Origin of the sequence: Azospirillum formosense, assembly GCF_013340925.1 — a bacterium.
GTDB classification, from domain to species: domain Bacteria; phylum Pseudomonadota; class Alphaproteobacteria; order Azospirillales; family Azospirillaceae; genus Azospirillum; species Azospirillum formosense.
On record NZ_WHOR01000098.1, the window covers coordinates 1 to 19,551 of the forward strand.

At 69.5% G+C, this 19,551-nt stretch carries 22 protein-coding genes; 18 read left to right on the forward strand and 4 right to left on the reverse strand.

The window, feature by feature from the left end:
- The 9 genes from GBZ26_RS14510 to tatC all read left to right on the forward strand — a co-directional run.
- The coding region (locus GBZ26_RS14510; RefSeq protein ID WP_174439445.1) for an SPOR domain-containing protein at positions 1 to 432 on the forward strand (432 nt) is incomplete at its 5' end.
- The gene (gene nagZ, locus GBZ26_RS14515; protein ID WP_174439446.1) at positions 404 to 1,498 is read left to right on the forward strand and encodes a beta-N-acetylhexosaminidase; all 1,095 of its coding nucleotides are present in this window, start codon (positions 404 to 406) and stop codon (positions 1,496 to 1,498) included. The genes GBZ26_RS14510 and nagZ, both read left to right, overlap by 29 nt.
- 54 nt (positions 1,499 to 1,552) lie before the next feature.
- A complete protein-coding gene (locus tag GBZ26_RS14520; RefSeq protein WP_343207276.1) occupies positions 1,553 to 2,239 on the forward strand; it encodes a site-2 protease family protein in 687 nt (228 codons plus the stop codon).
- A 4-nt stretch (positions 2,240 to 2,243) separates the two neighbouring features.
- Entirely contained in the window at positions 2,244 to 3,059 is an 816-nt protein-coding gene (locus GBZ26_RS14525; RefSeq protein WP_174439447.1) for a segregation and condensation protein A, read from the forward strand.
- Positions 3,056 to 3,709 carry an SMC-Scp complex subunit ScpB gene (gene scpB / locus GBZ26_RS14530; RefSeq protein WP_425514941.1) on the forward strand — a complete coding sequence of 218 codons (654 nt, stop codon included), beginning with the start codon at positions 3,056 to 3,058 and terminating at the stop codon, positions 3,707 to 3,709. Before GBZ26_RS14525 ends, scpB begins: the two co-directional genes overlap by 4 nt.
- A gap of 124 nt (positions 3,710 to 3,833) precedes the next feature.
- Positions 3,834 to 5,144 (forward strand): ABC transporter ATP-binding protein, encoded by a 1,311-nt coding sequence (locus tag GBZ26_RS14535; RefSeq protein WP_174439448.1) that lies wholly within the window; start codon positions 3,834 to 3,836, stop codon positions 5,142 to 5,144.
- 99 nt (positions 5,145 to 5,243) lie between these two features.
- Positions 5,244 to 5,537 carry a twin-arginine translocase TatA/TatE family subunit gene (locus GBZ26_RS14540; RefSeq protein WP_174439449.1) on the forward strand — a complete coding sequence of 98 codons (294 nt, stop codon included), beginning with the start codon at positions 5,244 to 5,246 and terminating at the stop codon, positions 5,535 to 5,537.
- 48 nt (positions 5,538 to 5,585) lie between these two features.
- On the forward strand, positions 5,586 to 6,122 hold the full coding sequence (gene tatB, locus GBZ26_RS14545; RefSeq protein WP_174439450.1) for a Sec-independent protein translocase protein TatB: 537 nt from the start codon (positions 5,586 to 5,588) through the stop codon (positions 6,120 to 6,122).
- A gap of 22 nt (positions 6,123 to 6,144) precedes the next feature.
- Positions 6,145 to 6,948: a twin-arginine translocase subunit TatC gene (gene tatC / locus GBZ26_RS14550; RefSeq protein WP_174439451.1), complete on the forward strand. Its 804-nt coding sequence runs from the start codon at positions 6,145 to 6,147 to the stop codon at positions 6,946 to 6,948.
- Positions 6,949 to 6,973: 25 nt separating this feature from the next.
- Here the strand turns inward: tatC and GBZ26_RS14555 are convergent, their stop codons facing one another.
- The gene (locus GBZ26_RS14555) at positions 6,974 to 8,137 is read right to left on the reverse strand and encodes a GGDEF domain-containing protein (protein WP_174439452.1); all 1,164 of its coding nucleotides are present in this window, start codon (positions 8,135 to 8,137) and stop codon (positions 6,974 to 6,976) included.
- A gap of 185 nt (positions 8,138 to 8,322) precedes the next feature.
- On the opposite strand from GBZ26_RS14555, the gene serS reads away from it, so the two are divergent.
- From serS to GBZ26_RS14575, 4 genes are read left to right on the forward strand one after another with little or no spacing between them, the layout of a single operon-like run.
- Positions 8,323 to 9,588 (forward strand): serine--tRNA ligase, encoded by a 1,266-nt coding sequence (gene serS / locus GBZ26_RS14560; RefSeq protein WP_174439453.1) that lies wholly within the window; start codon positions 8,323 to 8,325, stop codon positions 9,586 to 9,588.
- Entirely contained in the window at positions 9,588 to 10,370 is a 783-nt protein-coding gene (gene surE / locus GBZ26_RS14565; RefSeq protein WP_174439454.1) for a 5'/3'-nucleotidase SurE, read from the forward strand. Before serS ends, surE begins: the two co-directional genes overlap by 1 nt.
- A gap of 28 nt (positions 10,371 to 10,398) precedes the next feature.
- Positions 10,399 to 11,052, forward strand: coding sequence for a protein-L-isoaspartate(D-aspartate) O-methyltransferase (locus tag GBZ26_RS14570; protein WP_174439455.1), 654 nt, complete (start codon positions 10,399 to 10,401; stop codon positions 11,050 to 11,052).
- A gap of 26 nt (positions 11,053 to 11,078) precedes the next feature.
- Positions 11,079 to 12,353: a peptidoglycan DD-metalloendopeptidase family protein gene (locus tag GBZ26_RS14575; protein WP_343207275.1), complete on the forward strand. Its 1,275-nt coding sequence runs from the start codon at positions 11,079 to 11,081 to the stop codon at positions 12,351 to 12,353.
- Here GBZ26_RS14575 and GBZ26_RS14580 read toward each other — a convergent pair.
- Positions 12,310 to 13,167, reverse strand: a complete 858-nt coding sequence (locus GBZ26_RS14580) for an ATP-binding protein (protein WP_174439457.1) — start codon at positions 13,165 to 13,167, stop codon at positions 12,310 to 12,312. The two genes, GBZ26_RS14575 and GBZ26_RS14580, sit on opposite strands and share 44 nt — an antisense overlap.
- A 138-nt stretch (positions 13,168 to 13,305) precedes the next feature.
- Here GBZ26_RS14580 and GBZ26_RS14585 point away from each other — a divergent pair, with 138 nt between their 5' ends.
- The 5 genes from GBZ26_RS14585 (at position 13,306) to GBZ26_RS14605 (ending at position 17,535) form a co-directional block, all read left to right on the forward strand.
- The gene (locus GBZ26_RS14585) at positions 13,306 to 14,046 is read left to right on the forward strand and encodes a hypothetical protein (protein ID WP_174439458.1); all 741 of its coding nucleotides are present in this window, start codon (positions 13,306 to 13,308) and stop codon (positions 14,044 to 14,046) included.
- Positions 14,047 to 14,157: 111 nt separating this feature from the next.
- Entirely contained in the window at positions 14,158 to 14,529 is a 372-nt protein-coding gene (gene yajC, locus GBZ26_RS14590) for a preprotein translocase subunit YajC (protein ID WP_035676253.1), read from the forward strand.
- A gap of 36 nt (positions 14,530 to 14,565) precedes the next feature.
- Positions 14,566 to 16,164, forward strand: a complete 1,599-nt coding sequence (secD, locus tag GBZ26_RS14595) for a protein translocase subunit SecD (RefSeq protein ID WP_174439459.1) — start codon at positions 14,566 to 14,568, stop codon at positions 16,162 to 16,164.
- A 12-nt stretch (positions 16,165 to 16,176) separates the two neighbouring features.
- A complete protein-coding gene (secF, locus tag GBZ26_RS14600; RefSeq protein WP_174439460.1) occupies positions 16,177 to 17,130 on the forward strand; it encodes a protein translocase subunit SecF in 954 nt (317 codons plus the stop codon).
- Positions 17,131 to 17,157: 27 nt separating this feature from the next.
- Positions 17,158 to 17,535 (forward strand): Mth938-like domain-containing protein, encoded by a 378-nt coding sequence (locus GBZ26_RS14605; protein WP_174439461.1) that lies wholly within the window; start codon positions 17,158 to 17,160, stop codon positions 17,533 to 17,535.
- 85 nt (positions 17,536 to 17,620) lie between these two features.
- On the opposite strand, the gene GBZ26_RS14610 is transcribed toward GBZ26_RS14605, so the two are convergent.
- Together GBZ26_RS14610 and GBZ26_RS14615 are read right to left on the reverse strand one after the other, a co-directional pair.
- Complete coding sequence (locus GBZ26_RS14610; protein WP_014197280.1) at positions 17,621 to 18,226, reverse strand: superoxide dismutase; 606 nt, start codon at positions 18,224 to 18,226, stop codon at positions 17,621 to 17,623.
- Between the two features lie 69 nt (positions 18,227 to 18,295).
- Positions 18,296 to 19,270 carry a hydroxysqualene dehydroxylase gene (locus GBZ26_RS14615; RefSeq protein ID WP_345772045.1) on the reverse strand — a complete coding sequence of 325 codons (975 nt, stop codon included), beginning with the start codon at positions 19,268 to 19,270 and terminating at the stop codon, positions 18,296 to 18,298.
- Positions 19,271 to 19,551: the final 281 nt, after the last annotated feature.

Genomic DNA, 19,551 nt, shown 5'->3' on the forward strand with positions numbered 1-19,551 from the left:
CGCCGCGGCCGGCACCCGCACCCGCCGCCGCGGCCCCCCAGGCGGCCCCCCCCGCCCGCGGCCAAGCCGGCTCCGGCGGCGCCCGTCGCGGCGCCAAAGCCGCAGCCGGCGCCGCCGGTGGCCGCCGCTCCGACGCCGCAACCGGCGCCGCAACCGGCACCCGCTCCGGCCAAGGCGTCGGGTGGGGGGAACTGGCGTGTCCAGCTCGCCTCGGTGCGCAGCGAGGCCGAGGCCTCGACGGAATGGAAGCGCCTGTCCAGCCGCTACGGCGCGGCGCTCGGCGGGCTGTCGATGCAGGTCGCCAAGGCCGATCTGGGCGAGAAGGGCATCTTCTACCGCATCCAGGGCGTCGGCCTCGACGAGGAGCGCGCCAAGTCGGTCTGCGCCCAGCTCAAGTCCCAGAATGTGGGGTGTGTGGTTGTCCGTCCCTGATCCGGCTTTGCCGAACGCCCGAAACGCGTCCGGACCCCGTCGCGCGCGCCATCGCGCCGTGGTGTTCGGCGCCGCCGGCACTGCCTTGACCGCTGACGAGCGCGCCTTCTTCCGCGACGCCGATCCGCTGGGCTTCATCCTGTTCCGGCGCAACTGCGACACGCCGGAGCAGGTCCGCGCGCTGGTGGCGGAAATGCGCGCGGCGGTGGGGCGCGCCGACGCGCCCGTGCTGATCGACCAGGAGGGTGGGCGGGTGGCCCGCATGCGCCCGCCGCATTGGCCGGCCTTCCCGCCGATGCGCGCGTTCGGCGACCTTGCGGCCCGCGACGCCGCCGCCGGGCGGGAGGCCGCCCGGATCAACGCACGGTTGCTGGCGCTGATGCTGGCGGACTGCGGCGTGACGGTGGATTGCGCCCCGGTCTGCGACGTGCCGGTGGAAGGCGCCCACGACATTATCGGCGACCGCGCCTTCTGCGGCGATCCGGCCCGCGTGGCCGATCTGGCGCGGGCGACCTGCGAGGGGCTGATGGCCGGCGGCGTGCTGCCGGTCGTCAAGCATCTGCCCGGCCATGGCCGGGCCTTCGCCGACAGCCACGCCGAGCTGCCGGTGGTGGACGCCCCGCGCGCGGCGCTGGAGGCCACCGACTTCGCGCCCTTCCGCGCCCTGGCCGACATGCCGCTCGGCATGGTCGCCCATGTGGTGCTGAAGGCCATCGACCCGGACCGGCCGGCCAGCACCTCGGCCGTCGTGGTGCGCGACGTGGTGCGCGGCGCCCCCATCGGCTTCGACGGGCTGCTGTTCAGCGACGACCTCTCGATGGGTGCGCTGGTCGGTGGCATGCGCGGCCGGGCGGAGGCGGTCCTGGCGGCCGGGTTGGACGTCGTGCTCCATTGCAACGGCGTGATGGAGGAGATGGTGGCGGTGGCCGAGGGCGTTCCGGCGATGAGCGGCGCAGCCGTTCGCCGCTGGGAGCGGGCCGAGGCGCTGCGCGGCCCGGCGCAGCCGGTGGACGCCGGCGAGCTGCGGGCGCGTCTGGCGGAATTGCTGGGAACTCCCCAGGTTTAGAGCCATGCTCAGGCTTCCCCGGCGAATCCGGGGGGCGCAACGGGAGAGACGGGCGTGCTGGAAGGTCTGATCGACCGCATACCGATGATCTTTGCGGTCGCCATCCCCGCGATCCTTGCCATCACGATGCACGAGGCGGCGCACGGCTTCGTGGCGATGTGGCGCGGCGACGACACGGCGTGGCGGCTGGGCCGGGTGACGCTGAATCCGCTCCGCCACATCGACCCCCTGGGCACGGTGGTGCTGCCGGCGGTGATGTATTTCACCACCGGCTTCGTCTTCGGCTGGGCCAAGCCGGTGCCGGTGAATTTCGGGCGTCTGAACCACCCGCGCCGCGACATGGTGTGGGTGGCGCTGGCCGGGCCGGGGGTGAATTTCGTCCTGGCGCTGGTCTCCGCGATCATCTGGGGCTTCACCAGCCCGCAGGGCGGGGCGACCGAGATGTGGATCCGCGCCGCGCTGGAGGTGTCGGTCCTGGTCAACGTCGTGCTGATGGTCTTCAACATGATCCCGCTGCCGCCGCTCGACGGCGGGCGCGTGGCGGTCGGCATCCTGCCCGACGCGCTGGCCTTCCCGCTGGCCCGGCTGGAGAAGTACGGCATGCTGATCCTGATCGGCGCCTTCTTCCTGCTGCCCTTCATCGGGCGGGAGCTCGGCATGGATCTCAGCGTCTTCTCCTGGGTGCTCGGCCCGCCGATCGACTACATGATCGACCTGATCCGCATCCTCAGCGGCAACTGACGGCATGGTCGCCCCAAAGCCCCCGGAGCCGGAAGACCAGAGTGAGGCGGCCAGCCCGGCGGAGCAGCTCGTCCTCGTCCTGGACGGGTTCGAGGGGCCGCTCGACATGCTGCTGGCGCTGGGGCGCGAGCAGAAGGTGGACCTGACGAAGATCTCCATCCTCCAGCTCGCCGACCAGTATCTCGCCTTCATCGCCGAGGCGCGGAAGGTGCGGCTGGAGCTGGCGGCGGATTATCTCGTCATGGCGGCGTGGCTGGCCTACCTGAAGTCCCGCCTGCTGATCCCCGAGGTCGAGGACGAGGAGCCGTCGGGCGAGGACATGGCGGCGGCGCTGGCCTTCCAGCTCCAGCGGCTGGAGGCGATGAAGGGGGCGGCGGCCAAGCTGTTCGCCCGCCCGCAGCTCGGGGTTGACCGTTTCGCCCGTGGCGCCCCGGAGGACCTCGACATCCTGCGCAAGTCGGTCTTCCAGGTCACGCTCTACGACCTGCTGAAGGCCTATGGCGAGCACAAGAAGCGGCAGGAGGGCGGCGTCCTGCACATCGAGCCGGTGCGCCTCTATTCGTTGGAGGACGCGGTGCGCCGGCTGTCCGAGCTGCTCGGCCGCATGCCGGACTGGGCCACCCTGTCGAGCTTCCTGCCGGACGGCGTGCGCGGCGGCCTGCTGACCCGCTCGGCGCTGGCCGCCCACTTCGCGGCGACGCTGGAGCTGGCCAAGGCCGGCCGCGTGGAGCTTCGCCAGGACGGCGCCTTTTCCCCCATCTACGTCCGCCGGGCATCGCGCCGGCATGAGCACCAGCATGAGCAGGGCGACGAGGAATGAGCGGACCCGACGGCATGATCCAGGAGATCGAGAACCCGGAGGAGGTCGAGCGGCGGTTGCGCGACCTGCGGCTTCTGGAAGCGCTGCTGTTCGCCTCCGCCGATCCGCTGGACGAGGAGACGCTGGGCCGGCGGCTGAGCCGCGACGCCGACGTGCGGGCGCTGCTGGAGGAACTGCGCGTCCATTACGCGGCGCGCGGGGTGAATCTGATCCGCACCGGGGCCGGCTGGTCCTTCCGCACGGCGCTGGATCTCGCCCCGCTGCTGCGTCAGGAGGAGGAAGTCTCCAAGAAGCTGTCCCGCGCCGCCATCGAGACGCTGGCGATCATCGCCTACCACCAGCCGGTGACCCGCGCCGAGATCGAGGCGATCCGCGGCGTGGCGACCAGCAAGGGCACGCTGGACATACTGATGGAGAACGGCTGGATCCGGCCGGGCCGCCGCCGCGAGACGCCGGGGCGCCCGCTGACCTGGATCACCACCGACCATTTCCTCGACCATTTCGGGCTGGAGACGCTGCGCGACCTGCCCGGCGTGGAGGACCTGCGCGCCGCCGGCCTGCTCGATTCGCGGCCCGTGCTGCTGGGCATCGGCGGCGCTGGTCTGGAGGACGCGGAACCATCGGAAAACGCTGACGATTCCGATACCTGAGCGAAACGCTCGAAAATAAGAACCATTTGCATCAGGGTCGGCGCGCCGGTACTAAGGTCAATCGACCGCCATCAAACGACCCCCGGGCCGCTTCAGACTGGGACCGCCATAGACTGGGACTGCCATGGATCGTCCGTCCGTCACCGATGCCCGTTCTCTCTCCGCCGCCGGAGACGCCGTTTCCGAACCGCGCCCGGCCCGCCTGCGCACCGCGCTGCGGGATAAGGCGTCGGCCCTGTTCAGCCGCGGGACCGACCCGCGGCAGGGCGCGCCCTGCGAGGCCGCGCCGGTCACGCTCCCGGCCAACGGGCGGCATCTCGATGCCTCCGGCCCGCAAGGCGGCGGCGCCGCCATCGCGGTGGAGGCCCTGGCGCTGAACGGCGTCACCCACCGCTACGGGCGTGTCGTCGCCGTGAACGACGTCAGCGTGACCATCGGGGCGGGGGAGATCGTCTGCCTGTGCGGCCCGTCGGGCTGCGGCAAGTCCTCGCTGCTGCGCATCGCGGCGGGGCTGGAGGCGGTGCAGACCGGCTCCGTCCGGATCGGCGGCACGGTGGTCGCCGACGAGCGCGGCGCGGTGCCGCCGGAACGCCGCGGCGTCGGCCTCGTCTTCCAGGATTACGCGCTGTTCCCGCACCTGTCGGTGCTCGACAATGTGCGCTTCGGCCTGACTGCCCTGTCCGGCGAGACGCAGCGCAAGCGCGCGTTGGAATCGCTGGGGCAGGTCGGCATGGCCAGCTACGCTGATTCCTTCCCGCACCACCTCTCCGGCGGCCAGCAGCAGCGCGTGGCGCTCGCCCGCGCGCTCGCCCCGAATCCGGCGGTCCTGCTTCTCGACGAGCCCTTCTCGGGCCTGGACGCCCGGCTGCGCGAGCAGGTGCGCGACGAGACGCTGCATGTGCTGAAGCAGAACGGTGCGGCGACCATGCTGGTCACCCACGACCCGGAGGAGGCGATGTTCCTGGCCGACCGCATCGCGCTGATGCGCGCCGGCAAGGTTGTTCAGGTCGGCAACCCGGTGGACCTCTACACCCGCCCGGTCAACGCCTTCGCCGCCGAGTTCTTCGGCGAGGTCAACCGGCTGGCGGGCGTCGTGCAGGGCGGGGCGGTGGACACGCCGGTCGGCCCGATCCCGACGGAACTCGCCGACGGCACCGCCGTCGAGGTGCTGATCCGACCGGAAGCGCTGAAGCTGTCCGCCCAGCCCGCCGCCACGGTTCCCGTTGGGGACCTGCCGGTTCTGGCCCGCGTGATGGCGGCGCGCCTGCTGGGCCGCACCAGCCTGGTCCATCTCGACGTGCCGGACGGGAAGGGCGGGTCGGTGCATCTGCACTCCCGCATGCCGGGCCAGTTCCTGCCCGCCGAACAAAGTCACGTTTCGGTGTGCATGGACCTGTGTCAGGCCTTCGTTTTTCCAGCCGGTGCACCCACTTAGTCGTTTGAGCGGTTTCGCCCGACCGATCGTTGCGGGAGGGGAACCTTTCTGCCATAGTGCCGCCCCGCCATTGGGCTGCCTGTTCAGGAAACGTGTGTCATGGGATTCTCCAGCGTCTGGCATTGGGTCATCGTCCTTCTGATCGTCCTGCTCCTGTTCGGCGCCGGCAAGCTGCCGAAGGTCATGGGCGACCTCGCCAAGGGCATCAAGAACTTCAAGGCCGGCCTGAAGGACGAGGAAGAGGGTAACGCTGCGGGCGCCGACTCCAAGGTCCTGCCGAACCAGCCGGTTCCTCCGGCCCAACCGGTGTCCTCGGTCCATCCGGTTCCGCCCGCCCCGGTTCCGCCCGCCGCCGACCCCGGCGTGAAGAAGGACGAGACGGCCCGCACCTGACCGTCCGGCGCCCTTCATTCCCGCGCCGCTTCGAAAGGCTGAGGAGCCATGTTCGACATCGCATGGTCGGAACTGATGGTCATCGCGGTCATCGCCCTCGTGGTGATCGGCCCGAAGGACCTGCCCAAGGCCATCTACACCCTGGGAAAATGGGTGAAGAAGGCGCGCCTCGTCGCGCGCGACTTTCAGGGCCACATCGACGACATGATGCGCGAGGCCGAGCTTGACGAGCTTCGCAAGGAGGCCCTGAAGGTCCGCGACACGAACCTCCAGAAGATGGTCGAGAACACGATCGATCCGAAGGGGGAACTGAAGGGCGCCTTCGACGTGGGGGCCAACCTCGGGGCCGACGGCTATCACGGCAGCCCGCCGGAGGATGGCCCGACCCCGACGGCCGCTTCTCCCGTGCCTGCCGTCGGATCGCCACAGGTGACGGCGGCCCAGCCGCAGCCGGCGACCGAACCGCCGGTCACGGCCCCGCTTCCTCCGGCTCCGCCCGCGGAGTTCGTCCCGGCCCCGGCCCAGCCGCCGGTTCCGGCCTCCGCCGACTCCGCTGCGGCGGCAACCACGAACAAGCAGGCGTGATCCAGTGTCCGGCGAAACGCGCATGACCGGCGAGACCGACGACGAGCTTGAAGAAAGCAAGATGCCGCTGATCGACCATCTGGTCGAGCTGCGCAACCGGCTGATGTACGCGACGCTGGCGATCCTGATCGCCTTCTTCGTCTGCTACGCCTTCTCGGACCGCATCTACAACTTCCTCGTCCAGCCCCTGGCCGACATCCTGGCCGGGCAGGGGCGGCGGATGATCTACACCGGCCTGACCGAAGCCTTCTTTACCTACGTGAAGGTGGCCTTCTGGGCCGGCTGCTTCCTGTCCTTCCCCATCGTCGCCAGCCAGATCTGGATGTTCGTCGCGCCCGGCCTCTACAAGCACGAGCGCAAGGCCTTCCTGCCCTTCCTGGTGGCCACCCCGATCCTGTTCTTCCTGGGCGGGGCGATGGTCTACTACTTCATCTTCCCGCTGGCCTGGCGCTTCTTCCTGGGGTTCGAATTCCACCCGGGCATGGACGCCGGCGCCCTGCCGATCGAGTTCGAGGCCCGCGTCAGCGAGTATCTCGGCCTCGTGATGCACCTGATCTTCGCCTTCGGTCTGGCCTTCCAGCTTCCGGTCCTTTTGACGCTGCTGATCCGCGCCGGGCTGCTGACGACGGAGACGCTGGCCGCGAAGCGGCGCTACGCCATCGTGTTCGTGTTCGTCGTCGCGGCGGTCCTGACACCGCCGGACGTCATCAGCCAAGTCGGCCTGGCCATCCCGCTGCTGGCGCTCTACGAGGTGTCGATCCTGATCGGCCGCCGCATCGAGAAGACGCGCGGCGACGCCGAAGAGACGGAAGCGGAGCAGGCGTAAGCCGCTCCGCCCACACCCCGTAGGTTCAGTTGGCCGCCTCGGCGACCATCACCTGATTGCGGCCGTTCCGCTTGGCCCGGTAGAGGGCCAGGTCGGCGGCGGCGAGCGCCGCGTCGAGATCCTCGCCGCTGCGGCAGGCGGCAATGCCGATGCTGACGCTGGCGGCGATCTCGTGGCCCTGGAAGGGCAGCGACCGCGCCGCCACATCGCGCCGCAGCGCCTCCGCCAACACCGCCGCCCCGGTGCGGTCGGTGTCGGGAAGCAGCAGGCAGAATTCCTCCCCGCCATAGCGCCCGAACAGGTCGGTGCGGCGCAGACGCGCCGTGACGGTCTCGGAGAAAAGCCGGAGAAGCGCGTCGCCGGCGAGATGGCCGAAGGTATCGTTGACCCGCTTGAAGCGGTCGAGGTCGAGCAGCAGCAGGGTGAGCGGCGCCCCGTTGCGTTCCGCCCGCAGCAACTCCCGCTCGGCGTGCTTCAGGAAGGCCCGGCGGTTGTAGGCGCCGGTCAGCGGGTCGATGGTGCCGATGCGGTCCAGATCGGCCTGAAGCTTCTCGCTGGTCATGGCCAGGAAGCCGAATCCCCAGCCTGTGACCGCCAGGATGGCCTCCAGGAATCCGGCGCTCTGCACCAAGTTGGATGTCAGGATGCTGTCCAACGGCCCACCCCAGGCGGTCAGCACGGCGCGCCCGGCCACAAACAGGGCATGGGCAAGGAATATCAGGGCGGTGACCCGTTGCGCCCGCCTCGGCCGGTCCGCCGTCCCCGTCCACCACAGCTCCAGGGCCGCCAGCAGCGACAGGCCGGTGATCCCGGCGGACATGATCAGGACGCGCGCCGTCACGTCGTTGGTTGCCACCACGAACCACGCGATGCCCGCGGTCAGCACGGCGAGCAGCGCCATCCCGAAGCGCCAGGGGACGGACCGTCCGGCGAAGCTGCGCACGCCGAACCAATTCAGGATGTAGGTGGCGGCCACCAGGGCGTTGCTCAGCGGTACGACGGCGGCGGGCGGCCAGGCCCCGTAAGCGGTGACCATGGCCATCCCGACGGTGCCGAGCAGCGCTCCTCCGGCCCAATAGGCCAGCGCCGTGATGTGGCGGTGCGCCCTCCAGGCCAGGAAGGCGGCGATGGACAGCAGAGCGCCGATGCCCACCAGGACGATGACGAGGGTGCGGGTGTCGAGGATCATGTCCGAAGTGGGGAGGGCAGCGGTCGATTTCGGGGTTCTGCACGCATTCGCATTCCCGGCGCCACCGATAAGTATAGGACACCAATCATTTCAGGGTCTTTTCCGTCGGTGCGGCGCCACCACTGGACCTTCACCCGGCGTCGGACTATAACCAGCCTCCCACCCATTCCGTATCGCCGTGAGCCATGCACGACCTTCGCGCCATCCGTGAGAACCCCGAATCCTTCGACCGCGGCCTCGCCCGCCGGGGTCTTGAGCCGATGTCGCCGACGGTGCTGGACCTCGATTCGCGCCGCCGCGCCGCGCAGACCCAGTTGCAGGAGATGCAGGCGCGCCGCAACGAGGCGGCCAAGGAGATCGGCCTCGCCAAGCGGGAGGGCCGCGATGCCCAGCCGCTGATGGACGAGATGGCACAGCTCAAGGAGCGTCTGCCCCAGGTCGAGGCGGAGGAGAAGGCGCTGGGCGCCGAGTTGGACAGCCTGCTCGCCTCCATCCCCAACCTGCCCGCCGACGATGTGCCGGAAGGCCCCGACGAGACCGCCAACGTCGAAATCCGCCGCTGGGGCGAGCCGAAGGCCATCGCCGGCGCCAAGCAGCATTTCGAGCTGGGCGAAGCGCTGGGCCTGATGGATTTCGAGGCGGCGTCGCGCATGTCGGGCGCCCGCTTCACCGTTCTGAAGGGCGGTCTGGCCCGGCTGGAGCGCGCGCTCGCCGACTTCATGCTGGACATCCACACCGGCGAGCACGGCTACACCGAGATCGCGCCGCCGCTGATGGTCCGCGACAACGCCCTGTTCGGCACCGGCCAGCTTCCGAAGTTCGAGGAGGACCTGTTCCGCACGGGCGATCACTATCTGATCCCGACCTCCGAAGTGCCGCTGACCAACCTCGTCAACGACCAGATCGTGGCGACGGAGGAACTGCCCCACCGCTACACCGCGCTGACCCCCTGCTTCCGCGCCGAGGCCGGGTCGGCCGGGCGGGATACCCGCGGCATGATCCGCCAGCACCAGTTCTGGAAGGTCGAGATGGTCAGCGTCACCGCCCCGGACCAGTCGGAGGCGGAGCACCAGCGCATGACCCAGTGCGCCGAGACCATCCTGCAGCGGCTGGGGCTGCCCTACCGCGTGGTCACGCTGTGCACCGGCGACATGGGCTTCTCGGCACAGAAGACCTATGACATCGAGGTCTGGCTGCCCGGCCAGAACATGTACCGCGAGATTTCGAGCTGCTCGAACTGCGGTGACTTCCAGGCGCGCCGCATGAAGGCGCGCTGCCGTCCGAAGGGCGAGAAGCAGACGCAGTTCGTCCACACGCTGAACGGCTCGGGCGTGGCGGTGGGGCGCTGCCTGATCGCGGTGCTGGAGAACTACCAGCAGCCCGACGGCTCCATCCTGGTTCCCGAAGCGCTCCGGCCCTACATGCGCGGGCTGGAAAGGATCACCGCCTGATGTTCGATCTCCCCCTCGACCTGTCGAACGCGCGAATCCTCGTCACCAACGACGACGGCATCCACGCGCCGGGCCTGAAGGTCCTGGAGGCCATCGCCCGCTCCATCTCCGACGACGTGTGGGTGGTGGCGCCGGAGATGGAGCAGTCGGCGGCCAGCCATTCGCTGACCATCAACCGGCCGCTGCGGCTGCGCCAGCTGGACGAGCGGCGCTACACGGTGGACGGCACGCCGACCGACTGCGTCCTACTGGCCGTCAACCACATCATGAAGGACGCCCGCCCGACGCTGGTCCTGTCCGGCGTCAACCAGGGCTCCAACATCGGTGAGGACGTCACCTACTCGGGCACCATCGCGGCGGCCATGGAGGCGACCCTGCTGGGTGTCCCGGCCATCGCGCTCAGCCAGCACTATGAGAACCGCGCCCAGATCGACTGGTCGGCGGCGGAGCGCTGGGGGGCGGAGGTGATCCGCAAGGCGGTCTCCACGCCCTGGCCGAAATACGTTCTGCTCAACGTGAACTTCCCGGCCTGCCCGGCGGACCGGGTGACCGGCATCCAGGTCGTCCGCCACGGCAAACGCAAGATCGGCGACGAACTGGTGGAGCGTGTCGATCCGCGCGGCAAACCCTATATCTGGATCGGGACCCTTCGCGGCGAGGCCGATGTGGCGTCCGACACCGACATCCACGTGGTCTTCCACGGCGGCATTTCGGTGACTCCGGTCTATCTGGACCTGACGCACACGCCGACGCTCCAGACCCTGCGGCACGCGTTCGAATGAGGTCGTTTCAGAGGTGAATGGATAGAATGTGACGGTCGAGGCACGCAAGATCCGGCTTCTGATGGCGTTGCGCCGCAACGGCGTGACCGACACCCGGGTTCTGGCCGCGATCGAACGGATCCCGCGCGAGCGCTTCGTTCCCGACCCCTTCCAGGATCAGGCGTGGGAGGACACGGCGCTTCCCATCGATCTCGGCCAGACCATCAGCCAGCCGCTGATCGTGGCGCTGATGACCCAGGCGCTGGAACTGGGGGAGCGGCAGACGGTGCTGGAGATCGGCACCGGCTCCGGCTATCAGGCGGCGGTTTTGTCGCGGCTGTGCCGACGGGTCTACACCGTCGAGCGGCTGCGCCCGCTGCTGACCGAGGCGGAGGCGCGATTCCAGGCGCTGGGCCTGAACAACATCACGACCCGCCACGGCGACGGGACGAAGGGCTGGCCCGAACAGGCGCCGTTCGAGCGCATACTGGTCACGGCCGCCGGAGGCCCCGATGCGCCAAAGGACTTGACGGATCAGCTCGCCGTTGGTGGTGTCATGGTCATCCCGCTGGGGGGCGACTACCGCGGCCAGCGGGTCGTCCGCATCCGGCGGACCGAAACCGGTCTTACACGGGAGGACTTGTGGCCCGTCCGCTTCGTACCGTTGCTGTCCGACCCTCCGTCTCCGCCAGGAACGGAGTAGCCGGCCCGTTCGGCGTGACATTTGGCGTGTCTGGGCGCGCCCTCCTCGCGGCGCTGGCGGTGATCCCGCTGCTCGCCGCCTGCCAGCAGCGCACCGGCGATCTGGCGCCGGTCACCTCGGTGTCCAACACTCCGGATTCCATCGGCGGCGCGGTGATCGTGCAGCGCGGGGACTCCGCCTATTCGCTGTCGCGGCGCTACAACGTGCCGCTGCGCGACCTGCTGGAGGTCAACCACCTGTCGCCGCCCTACCAGTTGCAGGTGGGCCAGCGTCTCGTCCTGCCGGTGTCGCGCCAGTACATCGTCCAGCGCGGCGACACGCTCTACGGCATCTCCCGCATGTTCAGCGCGGACATGAGCGAACTGACCCGCCTCAACGGCCTGACCGCACCCTACGCGGTGCAGGCCGGGCAACCGCTGCGCCTGCCGGGCGGTGACGCACCGGGCGGCACGGCGGTGGCCCAGGCGCCGTCCTCCGGCGCGGGGGCCGCGGTCGGCGGCGTGGTTGCCGCGGCGCCGGTCAAGCAGGTGTCGCGCGGCTCCATCCAGGCGGCGGAGCTGCCGCCGCCGGGTGCTTCAACCTCAGCTCCTGTGGACAGCCCGTCACAGACCACGACCGTCCTCGCGCCGGTGCCCGGCGCCAAGCCGGCCGCCGCGCCGGATGGGACGACCGGCGCCCCCGTTTACCAACCGGGGCAGGCCCCGACCTCGCTGCGCCCCCCCGGCCAGAAGCCCGCCGTCCCGGAACCGACGCCGGCGCCGCGTGCCGTCGAGGCCGCTCCGGTCCCGCCGCCGCCACCGGCGGCCCCAGCCCAGGAGGTCGCCGCCGCTCCGCCCCCGCCGCCGAAGGCTGTGGAGCAGGCGACGCCGCAGCGCGCCACCGGGCGGCTGCTCTGGCCGGTGAAGGGGAAGGTGATCTCGACCTTCGGGCCGAAGCCGGACGGTCTGCACAACGACGGCCTGAACATCGCCGCCAGCAAGGGGACGACGGTGGTCGCCGCCGACAACGGCGTGGTCGCCTACGCCGGCAACGAACTGCGCGGCTTCGGCAACCTGCTGCTGGTGAAGCATTCGGACGGCTTCATCACCGCCTACGCCCATCTCGACCGCATCGATGTGGAGCGGGGCGTGGCGGTGAAGCGCGGGCAGGCCATCGGAACGGTCGGTCAGACCGGATCGGTGACGAGCCCGCAGCTTCATTTCGAACTGCGCAAGGGCAGCCAGGCGGTCGACCCGCGCGACCGCATGGAGCCGCGGGTCACCGAAGGGGCTTCTCCAGACGGCCAGCCAGGTCCTGGATGAACTGCCAGGCCACCCGGCCGGAGCGGCTGCCGCGGGTCACCGACCATTCCACGGCCTCGGCCCGCAGCTGCTCCGCCGGGATGTCCAGCCCGAAGCGGGCGGCGTAGCCCTCGATCATCGAGAAGTAGGTCGGCTGGTCGCAGTTGTGGAAGCCCAGCCACAGGCCGAAGCGGTCGGACAGCGACACCTTCTCCTCGACCGCCTCCGCCGGGTTGATGGCGGTGGAACGCTCATTCTCGATCATGTCGCGCGGCATCAGGTGGCGGCGGTTGGAGGTGGCGTAGAACACCACATTCTCCGGGCGCCCCTCGATCCCGCCCTCAAGCACGGCCTTCAGCGACTTGTAATGCGCGTCGTCATGGTCGAAGGACAGGTCGTCGCAGAACAGGATGAAGCGGCGCGGCTCGTCCTTCAGCCGGGCGAGCAGGCGGGGCAGGGTGGGGATGTCCTCGCGGTGGATCTCCACCAGCGCCAGCGTGCCGGGATGGTCCTGCGCCACGGCGGCGTGCACCGACTTGACCAGCGAGCTCTTGCCCATGCCGCGCGAGCCCCAGAGCAGGGCGTTGTTGGCGGGCAGGCCGGTGGCGAAGCGGGTGGTGTTGTCCAGCAGGATGTCGCGCTGCCGTTCGACGCCCCGCAGCAGGCCGATCTCAACCCGGTTGACGATGGGCACCGGCTCCAGCCGGTCGGGGTCGGCGTGCCAGACGAAAGCGTCGGCGGCGCCGAGGTCGAGCCGGCCCGGCGGCGGCGGGGCGAGCCGTTCCAGGGCCTCAGCGATGCGGGTGAGGAGGGGCAGCAATTGGGCGTCCGACATCGTGTTCCTTCGCAGGCGTTTCTTCCGGTTTCGTTGCGCCGACCCTAACCCGCCGGCGCGCCGCCGGACAAGGAGGCGCGCTTGCGGGGGAGGCGTGCGCGCCGCTATGGTGCGCCAAGCGCGAACCGAGGGCCGGCCATGCACGCAGAACGTTCCACCGATCTCCCGAAGCCGGCGGAGAGCGCCGAACATGTGCTGCGGCGGCTGGAGGAGACGCTCCTTCGCGAGGACCCCTTTCCGCATCTGGTGGTGCCGGACGCCTTGCCGGCGGAACTCTACGCCCGCGCCGTCGCCCGGTGGCCGAAGTTCGAGGCGCTTGCCCTCCTGCAGATGGACACGCTGCCCCAGCGCTATCAGATGGTCCTGACCGACCGCAACCTGCGGGAGATGGAGCCGGAAGCCGGTGCGGTCTGGCGGGAGGTCCGCGATTCCCTGTTCGGGCCCGAGACGCTGAGGCGGCTGGCGCCGCGCTTCCCCTCGCTCGCCGCCAAGCTGGAAACGCCGATCGGAAGCCGGCCGGCCACGGTCTACGCGCGGCTGGTCGAGGACCATGCGGGCCATGCCATGCTGCCCCACACCGACGTGTTCGGCACCTTCCTGTCCATGCTGCTCTACATGCCGGCGGATGGCAGCCGTCCCGATCTCGGCACGGCGCTGTACCGGCCGCGCGATCCATCCTTCACCGCCAACGCCGGACGGTCGACCGAGCGGTTCCCGCGCGCGGATTTCGAGCTGGCCGGCACCGCGCCCTTCCTGCCGAACCATCTGCTGGCCTACGCGCCGTCCGACCGCTCCTTCCACGGGGTGGAGCCGGTCGAGGCGCCCTGCGTGCGCCGCTTCCTGCTTCTCTTTGCCGTGATGGACAGCCGCGGCCCTTGAAGCCCGGCGGGCGTACCCCTATTCCATTGCATCGACGGCCCGGACCGTTATAGTCGCCGCGTCCGCGAGCGCCCGCTGCGCCTTCGGAACCAAACCACAGGGAGCCTCCAGATGTTCGTTTCGACGGCCTATGCACAGACCGCCGCGCCCGCCGCCGGTGGGGCCGACATGATCGTGCAGTTCCTGCCGCTGATCCTGATCTTCGTCGTCTTCTATTTCCTGCTGATCCGTCCGCAGCAGAAGAAGATGAAGGAACACAAGGGCATGCTGGAGTCCATCCGTCGCGGCGACCGCGTGGTGACCGGCGGCGGCATCATCGGCACCGTCACCAAGGTGGGCCCGGAGGACGAACTTCAGGTCGAGATCGCCGAGAACGTCCGTGTCCGCGTCATGCGCTCCACCGTGAACCTCGTGCTGTCGAAGTCCGAGCCGGCCAAGAGCGCCGACGAGAAGGCTGAAGAAAAGGTCGTGGACCGCAAGTAACGCGGTTCTCCGGTAGCGAACGGGACTGGTTTACGAATGCTGTATTTTCCGCGCTGGAAGATTTTTCTGATCGTCGCGATCTGCGTGCTCGGGACCATCCTCACGCTGCCGAATTTTTTCAGCCGCGAGACGCTGTCGGCCCTGCCGAACTGGTACGCGCACAACCGCGTCAACCTCGGCCTCGACCTGCGCGGCGGGTCGCACCTGCTGCTCGAGGTGGACATGGGCGCGGTCATCCGTGACCGCGTCGAAGGCCTGGTCGATTCGGCGCGCACCCAGCTCCGCAACGACAATGTCGGCTACACGGCGATCACCCCGGGCGACCGCGGCATCACCGTGCAGCTCCGCGACCCGGCGCAGGCCGACACGGCGGTGCGGGCGCTGCGCCAGCTCGCCAACACCATCGGCGGCGGACCGCTCGGCGGCGGCCAGCCGGATCTGGAGGTCACCTCCGGCGGCGGCAGCGTCACCGCCCGGTTGAGCGAGATCGCCCTGCGCGAGCGCGCCACCCAGGCCATCGAGCAGTCCATCGAGATCGTGCGGCGCCGCATCGACGAGACCGGCGTCAACGAGCCGACCATCGCCCGACAGGGCGCCGACCGCATCCTGGTCCAGCTTCCCGGCGTCGAGGACCCCGACCGCGTGAAGCGGCTGCTCGGCACCACCGCGAAGATGACCTTCCGTCTGGTCGACATGAACGCCGACCCGAGCGCCGGCCGCGCCCCTCCGGGCACCGACATCCTTCCCTCGGCAGAAGGCGGGCGGGCGCAGAGCGCCTACGTCATCCGCAAGAAGGTCGAGGTGGACGGCGCCAACCTGACCAACGCCACCGCGGGCAGCAACCCGCAGACCGGCGAATGGGTGGTCAATTTCGAATTCGACAGCATCGGCGCCCGCCGCTTCGCCGACGTGACCCGCGCCAACGTCGGCCGGCCCTTCGCCATCGTGCTCGACAACAAGGTCATCAGCGCCCCGGTGATCCGCGAGCCGATCACCGGCGGACGCGGCCAGATCAGCGGCAGCTTCACCGCCGCCGACGCCAACGACCTCGCCGTCCTGCTGCGCGCCGGCGCGCTGCCGGCCCCGCTGAAGGTGATCGAGGAGCGCACGGTCGGCCCTGACCTCGGCGCCGATTCGATCCGCGCCGGCCTGATGTCGGTGGGCATCGGCTTCGTGCTGGTCTGCGCCTACATGATCGCCGCCTACGGCCTGTTCGGGGCTTTCGCCTGCTTCGCGCTGCTGGTCAACACCGTTCTGACGCTGGCCGCGCTGTCGCTGCTCCAGGCGACGCTGACGCTGCCGGGCATCGCCGGCGTCCTCCTGTCGCTCGGTCTGGCGGTCGACGCCAACATCCTGATCAACGAGCGCATCCGCGAGGAAACGAAGAAGGGCCGCGGCGTCTTCGGCTCGGTCGAGGCCGGCTTCAGCCGCGCCTACTCCACCATCGTGGACGCCAACCTGACCACCGCCATCAAGATGGCCATCCTGTTCGTGCTGGGCACCGGCGCGATCAAGGGCTTCGCCGTCACCATCACTTTCGGCATCCTGATTTCGCTGTTCACGGCCACCGTGCTCGTGCGTCTCATGATGGTCAGTTGGCTGCGCAAGACGCGGCCGGCCGCCCTGCCGGTGTAAGAGGTCATTCCCATGTTCCGGCTTCGTCTGGTCCCTGACAACACCAACATCCAGTTCATGCGCGGGCGACACGCCGGCCTGATCGTGTCGGCGTTCCTGTCGATCGCGTCGGTGGTGCTGTTCTTCTATCCCGGCCTGAACTACGGCATCGACTTCCGCGGCGGCATCGTCATCGAGGCGCGCACGCCGCAGGCCGCCGACTTCGCCTCGCTGCGCCACACGCTGACCCAGCTCAACATGGGGCAGGTGGCGTTGCAGGAGTTCGGCTCGCCCCAGGACGTGCTGATCCGCTTGGAACGCCAGCCGGGCGACGACGCGGCCCAGCAGGTGGCCGCCGACAAGGTGAGGGCCACGCTCGCCCAGGAGATTCCCGGCACCACCGTGCGCCGCGTCGAGGCGGTCGGCGCGTCGGTCAGCGGCGAGCTGTTCTTCAACGGCATGCTGGCGCTCGGCCTCGCGCTGCTGGCGATGCTCGTCTACATCTGGTTCCGCTTCGAATGGCAGTTCGGCTTCGGCGCCATCGTGACGCTGCTGTTGGACGTGACGAAGGTGGTCGGCTTCTACGCGATCACCGGGATGCAGTTCAATCTGACGGCCATCGCGGCGATCCTGACGATCATGGGCTACTCGACCAACGACAAGGTCGTGGTCTATGATCGCATGCGCGAGAACCTGCGCATCTACAAGAAGATGCCGCTGCGCGAGCTGATCGATCGCTCGATCAACGAAACGCTGAACCGCACGCTGGGCACCTCCATGTCGACGCTGCTGTCAATCCTGCCGCTGGCCTTCTTCGGCGGCGAGGCGTTGCAGGACTTCGGCATCGTGCTGATCTTCGGCATTTTCCTGGCGACCTCCTCGTCCATCTTCATCGCCGCCCCCATCTTGCTGTTCCTGGGCGAGAACCGGCTGCGCCGCAACGCGCCGGCGGAGAGCGCGGCCCCGGCCGCCAACCCGACGCCCTGATCGACAAGAACAGGAAACGGACAAGAGATGACGGACATCACGCCGATCATCCCGTCGGACCGGCAGGTCATCGACGGTTACGGGGAAGGGCAGTTCTGCGTATCCGGGCAATGGCGCACCGGGGCCGTCGTGGTGCTTCCCGACCGCACGGAGCCCTGGCGTCCCCAGGACTTCGCCGCCTTGACGGCGGAGGACTTCGCCCCGGTCATCGGGGCGGAGCCGCGGGTGGAGTTTCTCCTGCTCGGATCCGGCACCCGGATGCAACTCCTGCCCAAGGCGCTGCGCCAGAGCCTGCGCGACGCCGGTCTGGTGGTTGAGGTGATGGACACCGGGGCGGCCTGCCGCACCTACAACGTCCTGCTGGCCGAAGGGCGGCGGGTTGGGGCGGCGCTGCTTCCGGTGTGATCCGGGTCGGAAGCCCGACCGGAAGAGACCAACAAAAAAGGCCCCCGATCGGGGGCCTTTTCCGTTCTGGCGATCCGATAAGGGATCAGGCCGGGGCCTTCGACAGGCGCTCGGCCACGAACTCCCAGTTCACCAGGCTCTCCAGGAACGCCTTCACGAAGTCCGCGCGGCGGTTCTGGTAGTCGACGTAGTAGGCGTGCTCCCACACGTCGGCGGTCAGCAGCGGGAAGTGGCCCTGGGCCAGCGGGGTGTCGGCGTTGGAGGTCTTGGTGACCTTCAGCTTGCCGCCGTCGATGTACAGCCACGCCCAGCCCGAGCCGAACTGGGTGATGGCGGCGTTCGAGAACTCTTCCTTGAACTTGTCGACGCTGCCGAAGTCGGCGATCAGGCGCTTCTCCAGCTCACCCGGAATGGCGCCGCCACCGTTCTTCTTCATGCTCTGCCAGTAGAAGGTGTGGTTCCACACCTGGCCGGCGTTGTTGAAGAGGCCCTGCTTGGAGGCGTCGCCGTAGCTCTGCTTGATGACGTCTTCCAGGCTGGCGTCGGCCAGCGGGCTGTCCTTCGTCAGGTTGTTGAGGTTGGTGACGTAGGTCTGGTGGTGCTTGTCGTGGTGCAGGTGCAGCGTCTCCGACGACATGAACGGCTGCAGAGCATCATAGCCATACGGGAGCGGCGGCAGTTCGAACGCCATTGAGTTACCCTCTCTTCTTGGATTGTCCCATCTCGGCCCGCGCCTTGGCGGCACGGCACCTCCGTCCGCTCAAATAGGCCCGCGGCGCGGCAAAGTGAAGGCTGGAAAAAGGCCGAGGCGCGAAAAGGTGGTAATCCTAGCGGTCAGGACCGCGCGTGCGGCGAACTCGCCGGAGCGAACCGCACCTTCGAGTGTCGCCGGAAGCCCCATGTTCGTCCAATCGCCGGCCAGAACGAGGTTCCGCAGGCTGGTTCGTGGGCCGGGGCGATTCGCCGCATGGACAGGGGACTGTTCCGGAGTCGCCCGGCGCTCCTTGATGATTCGGTGCGGCGGCAGGGCCGCGCCGGGCGTGCCCAACGCCTTCGCCACGTCGCGCCACAGCGTGGCGGCGACCGCGTCGGCAGGCAGGACGGCGAGCGCATCGGCGTCGCTGACCGTCACCGACAGCACGTCGCCGCGCCGGAACAGCCAATCCGCCGTGCCGCCGACCAGTCCCAGGAAGGGCAGGCCGCCCGGCAACTCCATCGCTGCGGCGGGCAGGCGGAAGTGGGCGTTGACGATGGCCCGGCCAGCAGCGGGGACGGACACAGCCTCGGGAAGCAGGCGCCCGGCGATCCAGGCCGGGACCGCCAGGACCACCGCGTCATCGCCGCCAAGCGGGATGTGCTCCCCTTCCACCGACAGGGAGGCGATGCGGTCGCCTGCGCGTTCCAGCCCATCCACCCGCGTTCCGGTGCGCAGCTCGGCGCCGTGCCGTTTCAGCCACGCCACCGCCGGATCGACCAGGGCGGCGGATAGGCCCTTCTCGGCGAACAGGGGGCGGCAGGCGGCCTCGCCGCGCAGCAGCGTTTCCCGCAGCACGGCCCCGAACAGGCGGGCGGACACCCGCTCCGGCGCCCCGTTCATCACCGACACGGCCAGCGGCCGCCACAGACGCTCGTAGAGCGGTCCGCCGGGGGGCAGGGCGTCGGCCACCGTCGCCTCGGGGCCGGCGGTCAGGGTGCGCAGCGCGGCGAGGTATTCGGCGGGCCGGCTTCCCGGCACGCGGCGCGCCGTGTCGAACAGCCACAGCCCGCCGGGCCGCAGGCACCATCGCTCACCGCTGTTGAGGTCGAGGAAGGGAAAGGCGGCGGGGCGCAGTTCGCTCAGGGCGCCGCTCGCGCCGACCCGCTCCAGATAGCCTGTCTCTTATAAACATCCGACGCTGCCGACGATCCACTCTGTGTAGAGCTCCGCGGGCGCCCCATTCTTTAACAAAAAAACTACCACAACGCGCTCATCCGTCCGCACCACGTCCCCCCCCGCCACGTCACTCACACCCCCCG